This window comes from Kitasatospora sp. NPDC059577 (assembly GCF_042735475.1).
Lineage (GTDB): Bacteria > Actinomycetota > Actinomycetes > Streptomycetales > Streptomycetaceae > Kitasatospora.
On record NZ_JBHWBZ010000001.1, the window covers coordinates 357734 to 373099 of the forward strand.

Sequence of the window (15366 nt, forward strand, 5' to 3'; positions counted from 1 at the left end):
GTCTGGGCGGCGCGGGCGGGGGCGCGGCGGCCGTGGTGGGGTGGGGGGTGGGCGGGGGGGGGGGGGTGGGGGGGGGGGGCGCGGGGGGCGCCCCCCCCCCCGCCCCCCCCCGCTCCTCCCGGGCCGCCGGTGGCGGCACCGGGGGTGCTGACGGTCAGCCGGTGAGGCCGGGGAACCAGATGCGCGGGTCGAGGATCACGGGTTGCTCCTTTCCGGGGCTCGGGTCCGCCGACGTCGGTCGGGGACGGGCGGAGCGGATGACCTCCATGGTTGGGGTGTCGTCCGCGGAACGGGCGCCGCGAGGCCACGGAATGGGCGAAACTCTCGTTCATGGCACGTGAATCGACGAATTCCGTACTGAGCCTCCCGGACCAGCGGCTGGTGGCCGCGTTGCAGTGGGACGGCCGCCTCACCGCCGAGCGGGCGGCCCACGCGCTGGGGCTCAGCCCGGCCACCGTCCGCCGCCGCCTGCACGCGCTCGGCGCCGACGGCACCGTGCGCGTGGTCGTCTCGCCGGTGGCGCGACCGCGCAACGGGGGCTCGGCCGGAGCCCTGTTCCTGCGCATCCGGGTCCTGCGGGGAAAGCTCGACACGATCGTGGCCGCGCTCGCGGCGCGTGAGGACATCCCCTTCATCGACATCACCACGTCGGGTGACGAGATCTTCGCGGTCGCCCGTACCGAGCCGGGCTCACGGGACCAGTTGGTCTTCCGTCAACTGCCCTCGACCCAGGCGGTGACCTCCCTGGAGAGCGCCACGATCCTGCACGTCTTCCGGCTCACCTCCGAGTGGCGCCACCAGGTGCTGACCGCGGCCGAGCGGGAGGCGCTCGGCCCGGGCGCGCCGGCCGCCGGGGCGACGGCCGCCACGTCGCCGGGCCCGTACGGCGTCGACACCGATGCCTTGGAACAGGCCCTCATCGACGCCCTCACGCCCGACGCGCGGCTGAGCGCGGTGGCCCTGGCAGAGCGCACCGGTCACCCGGAGAGCACGGTGCGCCGACGCCTCGCCCACCTGGCGGCCGAAGGCCGTCTGGTCACCCAGGTCCTGGTCGACCCCCGCCGCCTCGGGCTGCCCATCGAAGCCAAGTTCCTGCTGCAGGTGGCCCCGGACCACCTGGCCGCCGCCGGGCAGGCGCTGGCCGACCACCCCGCGGTGCACGGCGCGTTCGCGACGTCGGGTCCTTCCAACCTGCACGCGGCCGCGTACTTCCCGGACCTGGCGACCCTCTACACCTTCCTCTCCCACGACCTGGTCGGCCTGGGCATCACCCACGTCGAGACGGCCGTCGTGAGTCACGCCGCCAAACGCACTCCGATGCCGGTCCGACCGGTCCCGTCGGGGTGAGGGCGCACCGCCCCGTACGCCCGGGTGGGCGAACGGGGCGGGCCCTTCCGGCGTGACCGGTACCGCGCCGCCCGGGGCCGGGGTTCGGGGCTCGGGACGCGGTGCCGGTCGGGACGGTCCGGGTGGGGACGGCGCCGCCGGGCCCGGTGCCGGCGACCGGACGGGGCGTCAGCCGACCCGGTGCAGCCGGACCAGGCGGCTGGCGTGGTCGCCGGCGGGCAGGTCCAGGTCGATGCCGCGGTTGCGCAGGACGGCGCCGTCGTGCACCCGGCCGGTGTCCGGGTCGCGGTAGCGGTGCCCGGTGTGGAGGGCGGGCAGGCGCAGCGGGGCGGGGTGGTGGCCGAAGCGGGTGGTCGGGCGCCAGGCGAGGACGGCGTGCTCGGTGTCGTCCGGGGCGGCGTAGTGGACGGCGGTGAGTCCGTCGTGGCCGGTGAGCCGGTGCTGGAGGCCGTGCTGCACGAGTGGCCGGATCCGCTTGTACTCGGCGACCAGGCGGGCGGCCTCGGCGAGTTCGTCCGGTGTCCACCGGGTGAGGTCGCCGCCCAGGCCGAGGGCCCCGGCCATGGCGACGTGGAAGCGGAAGCGCAGGGGCGTGGTGCGGCCGGTGATGCCGTTGGGTGAGTCGGTGACCCAGGAGGCCATGGTGTGGGCCGGGAAGAGCTGGCTGAAGCCGTGCTGGACGGAGATCCGGTCGACCGGGTCGGTGTTGTCGGAGGTCCAGGCCTGGTCGGTCCGGGCGAGGACGGCGAGGTCGACGCGGCCGCCGCCGCCGGCGCAGGCCTCGATCCGCAGGCCGGGGTGGTCGGCGCGCAGCCGGTCCATGATCCGGTGGACGGCCCGGGTGTGGTCGATCCACCGCCGGTCGGGGTCCGGGTGGACGGACCGGCCGGTGTCGGTGAAGGGGCGGTTGGCGTCCCACTTGAGCCAGTCCACGTCGTTCTCGGTGACCAGCCGGTCGAGGGTCGCCCGCACCCATTCCTCGACGTCGGGGCGGGCGAGGTCGAGGACGAGCTGGTGGCGCAGTTCGGTGGTGTCCCGGGTGGGTGCGTGGAGCACCCAGTCGGGGTGGGCGCGGTACAGGTCGCTGTCGGCGTTGACCATCTCCGGTTCCACCCACACGCCGAAGGCCATGCCGTGGCCGTGGACGTGGTCGGCGAGCGGTCGCAGGCCGTCGGGGAAGGCCCCGGGCCTGGGCGTCCAGTCGCCGAGGCCGGCGCGGTCGTCGGTGCGGGCGCCGAACCAGCCGTCGTCCAGGACGAAGAGTTCGACGCCGAGCCCGGCGGCGAGGTCGGCGAGGCGGCACTGGCCGGCCTGGTCGACGGCGAAGCCGGTGGCTTCCCAGGAGTTGTACAGGACGGGCCGGTCGCGGTCGGGTTCGGGCAGGACGGCCGTCCGGACGTGGGCGTGCCAGGCGCGGCTCGCCCCGCCGAAGCCGTCGGGGGTGTAGAGGCCGGCGAAGACCGGGGTGTGCAGGGTCTCGCCCGGTTGCAGGGCCCAGCCGAGCCCCTCGTGGCCGAAGCCCCCGGTCCAGGTGGTGCGGCCGACCGGGTCCCGGTGCACGGTGATGCGCCAGCTCCCGCTCCAGGCGAGCGCGGTGCTCCACACGTCGCCCTGCTCCTCGGTGGCGGATCCGTCGTCGAGGGCCAGCCAGGGGCCGGCGTGGTGGCCGGTGAGGCCCCGGCGGCTGGTGAGGACGGTTTCGGCGACCGGGAGCCGGTCGCGGTGCAGCTGGAACTCGCTGGCCCAGCCGCCGACCAGGTGGCTGAGCCGGTAGTCGGGCAGGTGCGGAGCGGTCCAGGACGCCGAGTCGAGGCGGAGGACCGTGATCGGGCCGGCGTCGCTCTCCGCGGTGCCGGTGTGGGTGAGTTCGGTCCAGCGTTCGATCACGTCGCTGTCGGGCCGTACCCGGTAGCAGAGTTCGGCGGCCAGCGGGTAGTGACGGTCGGTCAGGAGGAGTCGTAGCTCGCCGCCGTCGACGCGGTGGCCGCGGAAGTGCCACTGGGCGCCCGAGGTGCCGTCGGGGAAGCGCACCTGGAGGCCTGCCGGGCCGAAGCGGGCGCCGGTCTGGATGCCGAGTTCGTCGGGGGCCGCGTCGTCCTCGAAGCTGCTGTCGGCGGGGGAGTGGGGGTGCGGCAGTTCGAGGGCGTCGAGGGGCGGCCCCCAGTGGACGTGGCGGGGGCTGCCGTCGGCGCCGACGCGTACGGCGTAGACGCTGTTCGGCGTGCGCAGGACGGCGGTGCCGTGGTCGGTGTCGAAGGAGACGGCGGGAGGGGTGGTGGGCACGGGTGTCCCCCAGGGAGGAGGTGGGTGGTCGGACCGGGGCGGGGCGGTGGGGCGGGCGTCCGGGCGGGGTCCTGGTGCGGGTGGCGGGCACGTGGGTGGCCCGAGATTAGGTCCGGCGGACTGTCCAAATCAATACTGGAAGAAGTTATTTATTTGTCGTAGGTTGCAGCCGTGTTCCCCACCCATGTCCAGCCCTTGGTCACCGCGCCGGCCGAGACGTCGATGCTCGCCCTCCTGTTGACCGAAGGCCCCCTCAGCCGGGTCGAACTGGCCCGTCGCACCGGCCTGTCGTCCACCGCCGTCACCAAGGCCGCCCGGCCGCTCATCGACGACGGCTACCTGCACGAACTCCCCCCGGAGCGCACCGCCCCGGGCGCCGGACGGCCCGTCAACCCCCTGGCCGTCACCGCCGACCGGGAGTTCTTCGTCGGGGTCAAGATCAGCGCGGAGGCCCTGTTCGGCACGGTCTGCGACCTGCGGGCCGGCCTGCGGGCCACCGCCGAGCGCAGGCTGGGCGAGGACCGCGGCCCGGCGGCCGTGTGCGCCCTGGTCGGCGAACTCGTCGAGCTCCTGCTCGACGCGGACCCGGCGTTCCGGGAGCGCACCCGCCACCTCGGGATCGCGGTCTCCGGCGACGTCGACCGCACCGCCGGCCGGGTCCGCTACTCCGTCCTCCCCGGGTGGCAGGACGTCCCGCTCGCCGAGACGGTGGCGCGGGCGACCGGCCTGAGCGTCACCGTCGAGAACGACGTCAAGGCCCTCACCGCGGCCGAACACTGGTTCGGCGAGGGCATCGGCACCGAGTACTTCGCACTGGTCACGATCGGCGCGGGGATCGGCTCCGGCCTGGTCGTCAACGGCCGGCTGATCGCCGGGGCGTACGGCGTCGCCGGCGAGATGGGGCACATCTGCATCGACCCGGCCGGACCGCCCTGCCACTGCGGCCAGACCGGCTGCGTGGAGGCGATCGCCTCCAGCGACGCCATCCTGGCCGCCGTCCGCGACGCCACCGGTGACGCGGACCTCGACTTCGACGGCGCCGTCCGCCTCGCCCGCGGCGGAGACCCCGCCGCCCGCGAGGCCTTCGCCCGGGCAGGACGGGCGATCGGCACCGGAATCGCCACCCTGGTCAGCCTGCTCGGCCCCGAACGGGTCGTCGTGACCGGGGAGGGCCTCGACACCTACGACCTCTTCGGCGTGCACATCAGGAACGCGTACGCCGCCCACTGCTTCAAGGCCGCCGCGAAGTGCCCGCTGACGCTGCGTCCGCTCCCCTGGGAGGAATGGGCCAGAGGCGCCGCCGTCCTGGGCATCCAGGCGCTCTTCCCGTAAGGCACGGCACCACCCTGACGGCCCCGCACACGCGGGAGCCCGGCCAGTGCACCACCACATCGCACCGGACTCCCGGCCGGTGTCCGCGCAACGCCCGGCAGCGACCGACGGCAGCGACCGAGGTCGCAACCGTCGCCGGCACCCGACAGCGGACACCCACCGGGGGCGGACCCACCCGCACCGGACGGCGGACACCCGCCCGGGACGGACCCACCCGTACCCCCACCCTCGAGGATGCGATATGAGCGCACACGCATCGCAGCTCAGCCGACGCGGATTCCTCAGCGGCTCGCTGCTCTTCGTCGCCGGCGCCGCGGTCGGCTGCAGCACCGACCCGACCGGCGGCGGCTCCTCCGGAGCCAGGACCACGCTGAACGTCTGGTTCCACGCCTACGGCGAAGCCGGGACCCAACAGGCCGCCACCCGCTACGCCGAGGCCTTCACCAAGGCCCACCCCGACATCGCGGTCAAGGTCACCTGGGTCCCGGGCGACTACACCGGCAAGCTCAACGCGACCCTCCTCACCGACGGCGCCCCCGACGTCTTCGAGATCGGCGACTTCAGCGCGGCCATGGCCCGGCGCGGCCAGATAGCCCCGCTCGACGACCTGTACGGCACCGCCGCACCGGACTTCAACCCGGGCGACCTCGCCTACGTGACCGTCGACGGCAAGCCCCACGGCGTCAAGATGGTCGACGACGTCGTGATGCTCTACTACCGCAAGAGCGTCCTCGCCAAGGCGGGCATCAACCCTCCCGCCACCTTCGACGAACTGGTCGCCGCGGCCAAGGCGCTCACCACCAGGAACGGCAAGGGCCTGTTCGTCGGCAACGACGGCATCGGTGACACCCCGTTGCTGGCGGTGCTCTCCAACGGCGGCGACCTGGTCACCGACGGCAGGGTCGGGTACGCCTCCCCGCAGGCCGTCGAGGCGGTCACCGGCCTCAAGCGGCTGCACGACGACCAGTCCCTGCAACTCGGCTTCACCACCGACTGGTGGGACCCGTCCGCCCTGGTCCAGGACGTCGTCCCGATCCAGTGGTGCGGCCTGTGGGCGATGCCCGCGATCAGGACCGCACTCGGCGACGACTTCGGCGTCCTGCCCTGGCCGGCCTTCAAGCCGGGCGGCCGCCCGGTGGTGCGGGTCGGCGGCTGGACCAGCTGCGTCAACGCCAAGAGCAGGCACGTGGACGCGGCCAAGCGGTTCGTCCAGTGGCTCTGGGTCGAACAGACCGACCTCCAGAAGGACTTCGCGGAGAGCTACGGCTTCCACATCCCGCCGCGCACCTCGGTCGCCGCCGCCGCGGACAAGCTCGCCCAGGGCCCCGCCAAGGAGACCCTCGCGCTCGCCGCCCAGTACGGCAGGAACAACCCGAACCTCTGGGACAGCACGGTCTCCACCCCGTTCAACGCGGCCGCCGCCAAGATCGTCGCCGGACAGGGCGACCCCGCCCGGCTCCTCGCCGAAGCGGCCGAGCAGGCCCAGACCTCCGTGGACAGGCAGCACAGCGGATGAACGCCACCCCGGACAGCACCCGGAGTCTCGGGCGTGCCGCGTCACCCGCGACGGAACCGTGGGCCCACGCCCCGGCCCGCCGCCCCGGGCGCGCCGACCGGCGCGCCTGGGGAGCGTTCGCCCTGCTCGCAGGCCCGATGCTGATCGGCCTCGGGACCTTCAAGTACGTGGCCATCGGCTGGAGTTTCCTGCTCAGCCTCAGCGACGCCCACGGGACCATCGCCCTCGGCCACTGGGTGGGCCTGGACAACTACCGGCACCTGCTCGCCGACCCGGCCTTCCGTTCCTCGCTGGTCCGGATCGTGCTCTTCACCCTCGCCATCGTGCCGGTCACCTTCGCCGTCTCGCTCGGCCTCGCGCTGCTCGTGCACCGCGTCCGGCGCGGTCGGGCGGTGGTGCGCACCGCCTTCCTGATCCCGGCCGCCGTGTCCTACGTCGCGGCGTCCCTGCTGTGGAAGATGTGCCTGTTCAACGGCCTGCCGGCGGGCATCGCCAACACGGTCGGCGGCTGGTTCGGGATGGCCGCCGTCCCCTGGCTGCAGACCACCGACCCCCCGCTCTACTGGATCGTCCTGGTCACCCTCCGGCTGTGGCTCCAGGTCGGCTTCTACATGGTGCTCTTCCTGGCCGGCCTGCAGGCCGTCCCCCGGGACGTGTACGAGGCCGCGGCCCTGGACGGCGCCACCGGCCTGCGGCTGCTGCGGCGGATCACCCTGCCCATGCTGCGCAACACCTCCGTCGCGGTGCTCATGCTCCAGTTCATCGCCGCCTTCCAGGCCTTCGACGAGTTCTACAACCTGTTCAACAGCGGTCTGTCGGGCGGCGGCACCGCGCCCGTGCGGACCCCGCTGGTCTACCTGTACGACACCGCGATGGGCGCCCAGGACTACGGCCTCGGATCGGCGGGGGCCTTCGTCCTCACCGCGCTGATCGTGGCCGTGACGCTGGTCCAGGGCCGGCTGACCGGCTTCGGCAAGGGCGGGGAGTGAACCGGCCGTGACGAACAACCCGTTCGGGCGCCTGCGCCCCGGCGCGCGCGGCCTGCTGGTGGGCCTGCTGACGGCGGTCTTCCTGACGCCGTTCTACCTGATGCTGCGCAACGCACTGATGGACTCCAAGGGCCTGGCCTCGCCCCGGTGGACCTGGTGGCCCTCGCCCATGCACTGGGAGAACTTCACCGCGCTCCTCGACGACCCGACCCTGCACATGGGCCGGGCCCTCGGGAACTCGCTGCTGATCGCCGGGATCACCGCCCCGGTCTCGACGCTCCTGGCCTCCGCCGCCGGGTACGCCTTCGCACGGATCCCGGTGCGCGGACGCGGCGTGCTGCTGGCCCTGGTGGTGGCCACGCTGATGATCCCCGGCTCGGTCACCTTCGTGCCCACCTTCGTGGTGGTCGGCTCGATGGGCGGGGTCAACACGCTGTGGGGCCTCATCGCACCCGGCCTGTTCAACCCGTTCGCGGTCCTGCTGTTCCGCAACTTCTACCTGCAGTTCCCGGCCGAGATCGAGGAGGCCGGGCGGCTGGACGGGCTCGGCTGGTTCGGGCTCTACCGGCGGATCGCCCTCCCCGCCTCGGGCGCGATGCTCGCCTCCCTCGGCGCGCTCGCCTTCATCGACAGCTGGAACGCCTTCCTGTGGCCGCTGGTCATCGGACAGGACCCGTCCAGCTGGACCGCCCAGATCGCGCTGTCCACCTTCCTCACCTCGCAGACCATCAACCTGCCCGGCCTGTTCGCCGGCGCCGTCGTGACCGTCGCCCCGCTGGTGGTGATGTTCCTCATCGCCCAGCGGTACATCGTCGAAGGCATCGCCACCAGCGGCCTCAAGGGCTGAACCGCCCGCACCCCCCGCAACCGCCCGCCCCGAGGGCGGAACCGCCCGCAACTCCCCGCAACCGCCCGCCCCGAGGGCCGAACCGCCCCCCAGACACCCCGGACGTCGTGAGCCGGGGTCCGCACCACCCCGCTCCTCCCTCACCCCACCAGAAGACCGGAGGGAAACCCTCATGCGATCCGTCCGACCCGCCCCGCGCGGCCTGCCCGCGGTGCTCGTCACCACCGCCCTGCTGGTCCTGTCCGCCCCCGGCGCCGTCGCCGTCGCCGCGCCGACCACCGGCACCGCGACCGCGAGCGCCACCGCCTCCGCCCCCGTCGCGATGACGGGAGCCCAACTCGCCGCCTCCTGGACCGGACCGCTGTCCACCCGGGGCCGGTACGTCGTCGACGCGAACGGCGAGCGCTTCAAGCTCAAGGCGAGCAACTGGGCCGGCGCCCAGGGCACGTGGGAGGGCAGCGGCGCCGTCGACGACCCGGCGAACAACCAGGCCGGGCAGGTCTCCCACAACATCCCGCTCGGCCTGGACCGCACCCCGATCAGCCGGATCCTGTCCGACTTCCACGCGGTGGGCGTCAACAGCATCCGGCTGCCCTTCGCCAACGCGATGATCCACGACACGGTGGCCGTCCCGGACTCCGCCGTCGCCGCCAACCCGCAGCTCAGGGGCATGACACCGCTCCAGGTGTACGACGCCGTCGTCGCCGCGCTGACCGCGGACGGCTTCGCCGTCATCCTCAACAACCACACCACGAGCTACCGCTTCTGCTGCGCCCTGGACGGCAACGAGCGCTGGAACAGCGGCCAGTCCACGCAGCAGTGGATCGACGACTGGGTGTTCCTGGTCAACCGGTACAAGGGCAACAAGCGGGTGGCCGGCGCCGACCTGCGCAACGAGGTCCGGCGCGACACCTGGGACGACCCGAACTGGGGGTCGGGCGACGGCCACGACCTCTACGCCGCGTTCGAGCAGGCCGGCAACAGGATCCTCGAAGCCGACCCCGACATGCTGATCATCATGGAGGGCATCAACTGGCAGGGCATCCCCTCCGGGATGTTCAGCCACGGCCGCCCGATGCTCACCCCGGTCCGCACCCTCTCCAACACCCTGATCGACTCCGGCAAGCTGGTCTACTCCGCGCACTTCTACGCGTACACCGGCCCCAACCACACCGGAGCGAGCGGCGGCTGGCAGAACGGCGAGACCAACGACCCCCGCTACCAGGACCTCACCCCCGAGCAACTCGTCCAGGTCGTGAACGACGAGGCCCTGTTCGTCACGCAGTCCGGACAGCACTTCACCGCCCCCGTGTGGATCAGCGAGTTCGGCGCCGGCGGCCGCGGCTCCGACAACGCCAAGGAGAAGGACTGGTTCGACCGCTTCACCGACATCCTGGTGAAGAACGACACCGACTTCGCCCAGTGGCCGCTCGTCGGCTGGAGCGACCCCACCGGCAAGCCCAACGACACCTGGGCGCTGATCTCCTACGACGCCGCCGGCAGGAGGACGAGCGTCGAGGACCCCGGCGACTGGCGCGCCACCGACTGGAACAAGCTCGTCAACGCCCCCGCCAGGACCGGGCCCGTCCCCCGGAGCGACCACTGGAACATGCTCGACCTCGACTTCGGTGACCAGGACCTCTCCCGCACCATGCGCGCCAAGGCCGACTGGGCCGTCGGCTACCGCAAGGGCAACTGCCCCGACACCCAGCGCGTCGTCGGCCTCGCCCGCAGCTCGAACCGAGGCCTGTGCACCGACGCGAACCAGCCGGCCGGGACCGCCGCCGGATGGACCGCCGTCAACGACGAGCGGTACGTCAAGGCCGACTGGGCCGGCGGCTACAACAAGCTCCAGTGCCCCGACAACAGCTTCGCCGTCGGCTACAGCGTCAACGGCAACGCCATGGCCACCCTGCTCTGCGCCCCCTCCACCACGCCGCTGCCCGCCACCGACCGCCTCGTCTGGTTCGACCACGGCGACAACCGGCCCGCCACCGGCGGATCGAACGCCAGCGACTGGGCGCCCGGCCACTACAAGGGCCAGTGCGCCGACAACGAGTACCTCGCCGGTGTCGCCTTCACCTGGAAGTGGATGCACGGCGGCGCCCCCGACGCCCTGCTCTGCCGTCCGCTCGCCTGACCCGCCCGCTCGCCCGCAGGGCCCGCCCCCGGACCCGGGCCGCCCCCACCCCCGAGACGCCCCGGACCCGGCCCGCCCCCACACCGACCAGCTAGGAGCACCCCGGCATGCCACGACTGGAGACCGCCGACGACGGCTTCCGCCTCGACGGCCGACCGCTGCGCATCATCTCCGGCGGACTGCACTACTTCCGTGTCCACCCGGAGCAGTGGGCCGACCGCCTCCACAAGGCGAGGCTGCTGGGACTCAACACGGTCGAGACCTACGTCCCCTGGAACCTCCACGCCCCCCGGCCCGGACGGTTCCGGCGGGACGGAGGTCTCGACCTGCCCCGGTTCCTCGACCTGGCCGCCGCCGAGGGCCTGCACGTGCTGCTCCGCCCCGGCCCCTACATCTGCGCCGAATGGGAGGGCGGCGGCTTGCCCGCCTGGCTGCTCGCCGAGGACGGCATCCGGCTGCGCAGCCGCGACCCCCGCTTCCTCGCCGCCGTCGACGGCTACCTCGCCGACCTCATGGCGGCCGTCAAACCCCACCTGTCCACCGGCGGCGGCCCGGTCATCGCCGTCCAGCTGGAGAACGAGTACGGCGCGTACGGCGAGGACCGCGGCTACCTCGCCGACCTCGCCGCACTGCTGCGCACCCACGGCGTCGACGTCCCCCTGTTCACCTGCGACCAGCCCGCCGACCTGGAACGCGGCGGTCTGGACGGGGTGCTGCGCACCGCCAACTTCGGCAGCCGCGTCGACTCCGGCCTCGCCGAACTGCGCAGGCAGCAGCCGACCGGTCCGCTGATGTGTTCGGAGTTCTGGATCGGCTGGTTCGACCGCTGGGGCGCCACCCACACCACCCGCAGCCCCGCCGACGCCGCCGCCGACCTGGACCGCCTGCTCGCCGCCGGCGCCTCCGTCAACGTCTACCTGTTCCACGGCGGCACCAACTTCGGCTTCACCAACGGCGCCAACGACAAGGGCACCTACCGGCCCACCGTCACCTCCTACGACTACGACTCGCTCCTCGACGAGGCCGGCGACCCCACCCCCAAGTACCGGGCGTTCCGCGAGGTCATCGCGAAGCACGCGCCCGTCCCGGCCGAGCCGGTCCCCGCCCCCGGTCCCAAGCTCGCCCCCGTCACCGTCGAACTCGACTCCTGCGCAGGCCTGTTCGACCAGGCGCAGCTGTTCGGCCCGGCCGTCACCGCCCACCGTCCGCAGACCATGGAGCAGCTCGGCCAGTCGTTCGGCTTCGTGCTGTACGAGACGGAGCTGCCGGCGGCCGGGCCCGTCGTGCTCCGGGCCGGCGAGGTCCGCGACCGGGCGCAGGTCTTCGTCGACGGGCAGCCCGTCGGCGTGCTGGAGCGCGAGAACCACGAGCACGCCCTCGCCTTCACCGCGCACCGGCGCGGCGCGCGCCTGGCCGTCCTGGTGGAGAACCAGGGCCGGGTCAACTACGGGACCGGCATCCACGACCGCAAGGGCCTGCTCGGCCCGGTCACCGTCAACGGCGAGGAGCCGGCCGGCTGGTCCAGCCGCGCGCTGCCCCTGGACACCCTCGACGGCCTCAGCTTCACCCCCGCCGCCGTGCCCGCCGCCCCCGCCGCCCCCGCCGTGCCCGTCGTCGGCCCGGCCTTCCACCGGGGCCGCGTCCACGTCGAGGAGCCCGCCGACGGGTACCTGGCGCTGCCCGGCTGGACCAAGGGCCAGGCGTGGATCAACGGCTTCAACCTCGGCCGCTACTGGTCCCGGGGCCCGCAGACCACCCTGTACGTCCCCGCGCCGGTGCTCCGCCGCGGCGGGAACGAGATCACCGTCCTGGAACTCCACGCCTCCACCACGCCCACCGTCCGGCTGCGGGACCGGCCCGACCTCGGCCCGACCGAGGACTGAGGGCCGCCGGGGGACCACCGCGCATGGCGGGCAGCGCCCCACCCCGGGCGTGTCGTGAGGGCGCCGTCTCCCCGGCCCGGCGGGTTCACCTGCCGGAGATGCTCCACGTGCCGTCGCCGGCCGCCGCGGCGTCGCGCAGTGCGGTCCACGCGGCGCCGTCGACCTCGAAGGCGTCGAGGAGGTAGGCGGAGACCGCGTCGGCGACGAGGGCGACGCGGGCGGGGTCCTCGTCGCCGGTCTCGGCGACCGCCTCGCCGGCGATGCCGCCCAGGGTGTGCTCGCCGTCGGCGATGACGAGCAGGCTCTTCGGGGCCGGGCCGAGGTGGTAGGCGTCGGTGAACCACTCCGGCCCCCGGGTGGAGAGCTGCGACCGGTCCTTGCCGCCTGCGACGACCAGGGCGGGGGTGGTCATGGTGGAGTAGTCCGGCCTCATGAACGGAAGGTGCTCGGCGGCGAACGGGGTGAGGCTGTCGCCGGTTCCGGTCACGGCGATCAGTGCGCCGGCGGAGACCGCGGGGTGGGAGAAGTCCTCGCCCGGCAGGCCGTCGGCGTCGAGCACGCGTGCGCCGAGGATCGTCCCGGCCGTCTGGGCGCCCCAGGAGTGGCCGACGACCGCGATGCGCTCGCGGTCGGCGCGGGCCTCCAGGCCGCCGGCCTGGTGGAGGACGTCGCCGAGGTTGTCGAGGACCGCGTGGAGGTCGGCGATCCGCACGCGCCAGACGGTGGCGAAGCGCGGGTCGTCCCACCCGATGCCGTTGCGGCGGGAGTCCAGGTGGGTGGGCTGCACGACGACGAATCCGGCGGCGGCCCACCGGTCGACGAGGGGCTCGTACCCGTCGAGGGACCATGCGTTGCCGTGGGAGAACACGATGACGGGCAGGTCCTGGCCCGACACCGGGGCGGTGACCTTCACCTGCAGGTCGACGCCGCGGCCGGGGGCGGGAACGGTGATGGGCTTGACGGCGACGATCCGCCGGTCGAGGTGGCGGGTGGGCATGGGAGACCTGCGCTTTCTCCGAGGGAAGGCTCTGCCATAATTTGGCGGAGCAGCGTTCCGCCAATCTAGCGGAACAATGTTCCGCGAGTAAAGGAGAAACCCGTGCCGGAACCGGTCGGAGTACGCCAAGCACAGGCCCAGCGCACCCGAAGCGCCGTGCTGGCGGCCGCCGCGGCGGTCTTCGTGGACCAGGGGGTCCAGGCCCCCGTCCGGGACATCGCCGACCGCGCCGGCGTCGGCGTCGGCACGGTCTACCGGAACTTCCCGACCCGGGCGGACCTCGTCACCGCCGTCTACCGGCACCAGATCGACACCTGCGCCGCGCTCGCGCCCCGCCTGCTGGCGGAATCAGCCTCCCCGTTCACCGCCCTGACCCGCTGGGCGGACGCGTTCGTGGAGTTCCTCGTCACCAAGCACGGCCTCGGCGCGGCACTGGGGTCCGGCGATCCGGGGCTGGAGAACCTCCACGCCCTCATGCTCGACACCCTGGTCCCCGCCTGCGCGACGCTCCTGGACGCCTGCGCCGCCGCCGGCGAACTCGCCCCCGGCATCACCGCCTACACCTTCATGCGCGCCATCGGGAACCTCAGCATCACCGGCCCCGACTACGACCAGGCCGACGCGAAGCACATGGTCGCCACCCTCCTTGCCGGATGCCGCAGTACGGCAGGGTGACGGCACGGCACGGCACGGCACGGCACGGCACGGCACTGCACGTCACTGCACGGCAGGGCAGGGCAGGGTGATGGCACGGCAGGGTGACGGCCCCCGGCCCGTCCCAGCCGCGTGCTGCGCGCACCATCGCCCCCTGCCCGGGCGCGCAAGGCGCGGCCCCGCCGGGGGGCCCGACGGCCGTGCCCGTCCCGGCACGGCTCCGCCCGGACCGTTCGGGCGCACCGTCCGGGGCCGGCCCGCCGCCCGCCGCCGCTGCCGCTGCCCGCCGTCGGCCCGCCATCGGCCCGCCGTCGGTGTCCCGGCCGTCGGCCGGGCTCCCGTCCGCCGGGCCTTCGGCGGCAGGCCCACCGGCACCGACCCGCCGTGACCCGCCGTGACCCGCCGGCCGGGTCCGCAACCGTCGACGCCGTCGGGCCCGACGCGCGAACCCGCCGCCGCCGCCGTCGTGCGTTCGCGGCCCGCGCACTGCAGGATGGTCGGATCAGCCCGGCCGCCCGACGCCCGCCCCAGCGGGCGCCCGCTGTCGTGCGGCCACGCGGCCACGCGGCCGTTCTGCTCTCTGCTTTCCTCTGCCGTGATTGAGGTGGGTCCGTGCCCGGTCAGCCGAAACCGGAGTTCATCGCCGTTCGCCCCCGTGAGGAGGTCGCCGCCGGGGTCGCCGAGCTCACCGGCCGCGGCGCGGGGCCCGTGGCCGTCGAGGCGGCCGGGGCGCTCGCCGTGTACCGGTGGGCGCTCGACCCGGTGGGTCCGGCGCCGGTGACCGGCCGGGTGCTGGACGGTGCACCGTCCGAACTCGACCTGGCGGTGGAGGAGCGCGCCGCCATCGAGGCCTCCCGTGACCCCGGCCGCCCGGAGGACGCACGGGCCCGCGCGGCCGGTGCGGCCCACGCGCTGGGCTGGATCCTCGGCTTCGTCCCGGCCGGCCGGCGACCGTGAGCGCGCCCGTCCGCACCTCCGCGCCCGTGTCCGGCTACCTGCTGCGGCTGCGCGGCCCCGCCGGCACGCTCAGCACCTCGCCCGTCGCGGCCACCGGCCGCTTCGGCCCCGCCGGGCACCCCCTCTACACCGGCTGCGAGGGGCGGCTCCTGGTGGAGATCAGCGCCGAGGGCAGCCACCGTGTCATCGCCCGTCCGGCGGACACCCGCATCCTGACCGCCGAACCCTGCGCGTCCGGCCCGTTCGGCGTGTACGGCTCGACCGGCCCGTCCGGTGCGACCCCGTTCGGCGCAGTCCCGTTCCGGCCCGGCGCCGCCGCGGCCGAGGGCCGGACCCACTCCCGGTAGGCGAATTCCCGGGAGCGGGCCCCGCGTTTCCTCAGGGTCCCCGGAGACTAGCGCGGGGCACTGACATCGCCCCG

12 protein-coding genes are annotated in these 15366 nt (G+C 73.9%); 10 read left to right on the forward strand and 2 right to left on the reverse strand.

Going from position 1 to position 15366, the window contains the following annotated elements; genetic code table 11:
• Positions 1–330 precede the first annotated feature (330 nt).
• Positions 331–1347 carry an Lrp/AsnC family transcriptional regulator gene (locus tag ACFV0O_RS01690; RefSeq protein ID WP_360266114.1) on the forward strand — a complete coding sequence of 339 codons (1017 nt, stop codon included), beginning with the start codon at positions 331–333 and terminating at the stop codon, positions 1345–1347.
• 168 nt (positions 1348–1515) lie between these two features.
• On the opposite strand, the gene ACFV0O_RS01695 is transcribed toward ACFV0O_RS01690, so the two are convergent.
• Complete coding sequence (locus ACFV0O_RS01695; protein ID WP_380334846.1) at positions 1516–3630, reverse strand: alpha-galactosidase; 2115 nt, start codon at positions 3628–3630, stop codon at positions 1516–1518.
• Positions 3631–3801: 171 nt separating this feature from the next.
• Between ACFV0O_RS01695 and ACFV0O_RS01700 the strand changes: the two genes are divergently transcribed.
• The 6 genes from ACFV0O_RS01700 (at position 3802) to ACFV0O_RS01725 (ending at position 12337) form a co-directional block, all read left to right on the forward strand.
• Entirely contained in the window at positions 3802–4962 is a 1161-nt protein-coding gene (locus ACFV0O_RS01700; RefSeq protein ID WP_380334848.1) for an ROK family protein, read from the forward strand.
• Positions 4963–5203: 241 nt separating this feature from the next.
• Complete coding sequence (locus ACFV0O_RS01705; protein WP_380334851.1) at positions 5204–6478, forward strand: ABC transporter substrate-binding protein; 1275 nt, start codon at positions 5204–5206, stop codon at positions 6476–6478.
• On the forward strand, positions 6475–7467 hold the full coding sequence (locus ACFV0O_RS01710; RefSeq protein WP_380334854.1) for a carbohydrate ABC transporter permease: 993 nt from the start codon (positions 6475–6477) through the stop codon (positions 7465–7467). The genes ACFV0O_RS01705 and ACFV0O_RS01710 overlap by 4 nt, the downstream gene beginning before the upstream one ends.
• Positions 7468–7474: 7 nt before the next feature.
• Positions 7475–8314: a carbohydrate ABC transporter permease gene (locus tag ACFV0O_RS01715; RefSeq protein WP_380334857.1), complete on the forward strand. Its 840-nt coding sequence runs from the start codon at positions 7475–7477 to the stop codon at positions 8312–8314.
• Positions 8315–8486: 172 nt separating this feature from the next.
• On the forward strand, positions 8487–10454 hold the full coding sequence (locus ACFV0O_RS01720) for a glycoside hydrolase family 5 protein (RefSeq protein WP_380334860.1): 1968 nt from the start codon (positions 8487–8489) through the stop codon (positions 10452–10454).
• 107 nt (positions 10455–10561) lie between these two features.
• Positions 10562–12337 (forward strand): glycoside hydrolase family 35 protein, encoded by a 1776-nt coding sequence (locus tag ACFV0O_RS01725; RefSeq protein WP_380334863.1) that lies wholly within the window; start codon positions 10562–10564, stop codon positions 12335–12337.
• 85 nt (positions 12338–12422) lie between these two features.
• On the opposite strand, the gene ACFV0O_RS01730 is transcribed toward ACFV0O_RS01725, so the two are convergent.
• On the reverse strand, positions 12423–13334 hold the full coding sequence (locus ACFV0O_RS01730) for an alpha/beta hydrolase family protein (RefSeq protein WP_380334866.1): 912 nt from the start codon (positions 13332–13334) through the stop codon (positions 12423–12425).
• 102 nt (positions 13335–13436) lie between these two features.
• On the opposite strand from ACFV0O_RS01730, the gene ACFV0O_RS01735 reads away from it, so the two are divergent.
• From ACFV0O_RS01735 to ACFV0O_RS01745, 3 genes are all read left to right on the forward strand, one after another.
• Positions 13437–14009, forward strand: coding sequence for a TetR/AcrR family transcriptional regulator (locus ACFV0O_RS01735; RefSeq protein WP_380334869.1), 573 nt, complete (start codon positions 13437–13439; stop codon positions 14007–14009).
• A 591-nt stretch (positions 14010–14600) separates the two neighbouring features.
• On the forward strand, positions 14601–14945 hold the full coding sequence (locus ACFV0O_RS01740) for a hypothetical protein (RefSeq protein ID WP_360266086.1): 345 nt from the start codon (positions 14601–14603) through the stop codon (positions 14943–14945).
• A complete protein-coding gene (locus ACFV0O_RS01745) occupies positions 14942–15292 on the forward strand; it encodes a DUF6296 family protein (protein ID WP_380334872.1) in 351 nt (116 codons plus the stop codon). The genes ACFV0O_RS01740 and ACFV0O_RS01745 overlap by 4 nt, the downstream gene beginning before the upstream one ends.
• The last annotated feature ends 74 nt before the right edge of the window (positions 15293–15366 follow it).

Coding starts and splice junctions, on each gene's coding strand:
- ACFV0O_RS01705 (WP_380334851.1), top strand. CDS start 5,204: ATGAGCGCACACGCATCGCAGCTCAGCCGACGCGGATTCCTCAGCGGC.
- ACFV0O_RS01720 (WP_380334860.1), top strand. CDS start 8,487: ATGCGATCCGTCCGACCCGCCCCGCGCGGCCTGCCCGCGGTGCTCGTC.
- ACFV0O_RS01690 (WP_360266114.1), top strand. CDS start 331: ATGGCACGTGAATCGACGAATTCCGTACTGAGCCTCCCGGACCAGCGG.
- ACFV0O_RS01730 (WP_380334866.1), bottom strand. CDS start 13,334: ATGCCCACCCGCCACCTCGACCGGCGGATCGTCGCCGTCAAGCCCATC.
- ACFV0O_RS01725 (WP_380334863.1), top strand. CDS start 10,562: ATGCCACGACTGGAGACCGCCGACGACGGCTTCCGCCTCGACGGCCGA.
- ACFV0O_RS01710 (WP_380334854.1), top strand. CDS start 6,475: ATGAACGCCACCCCGGACAGCACCCGGAGTCTCGGGCGTGCCGCGTCA.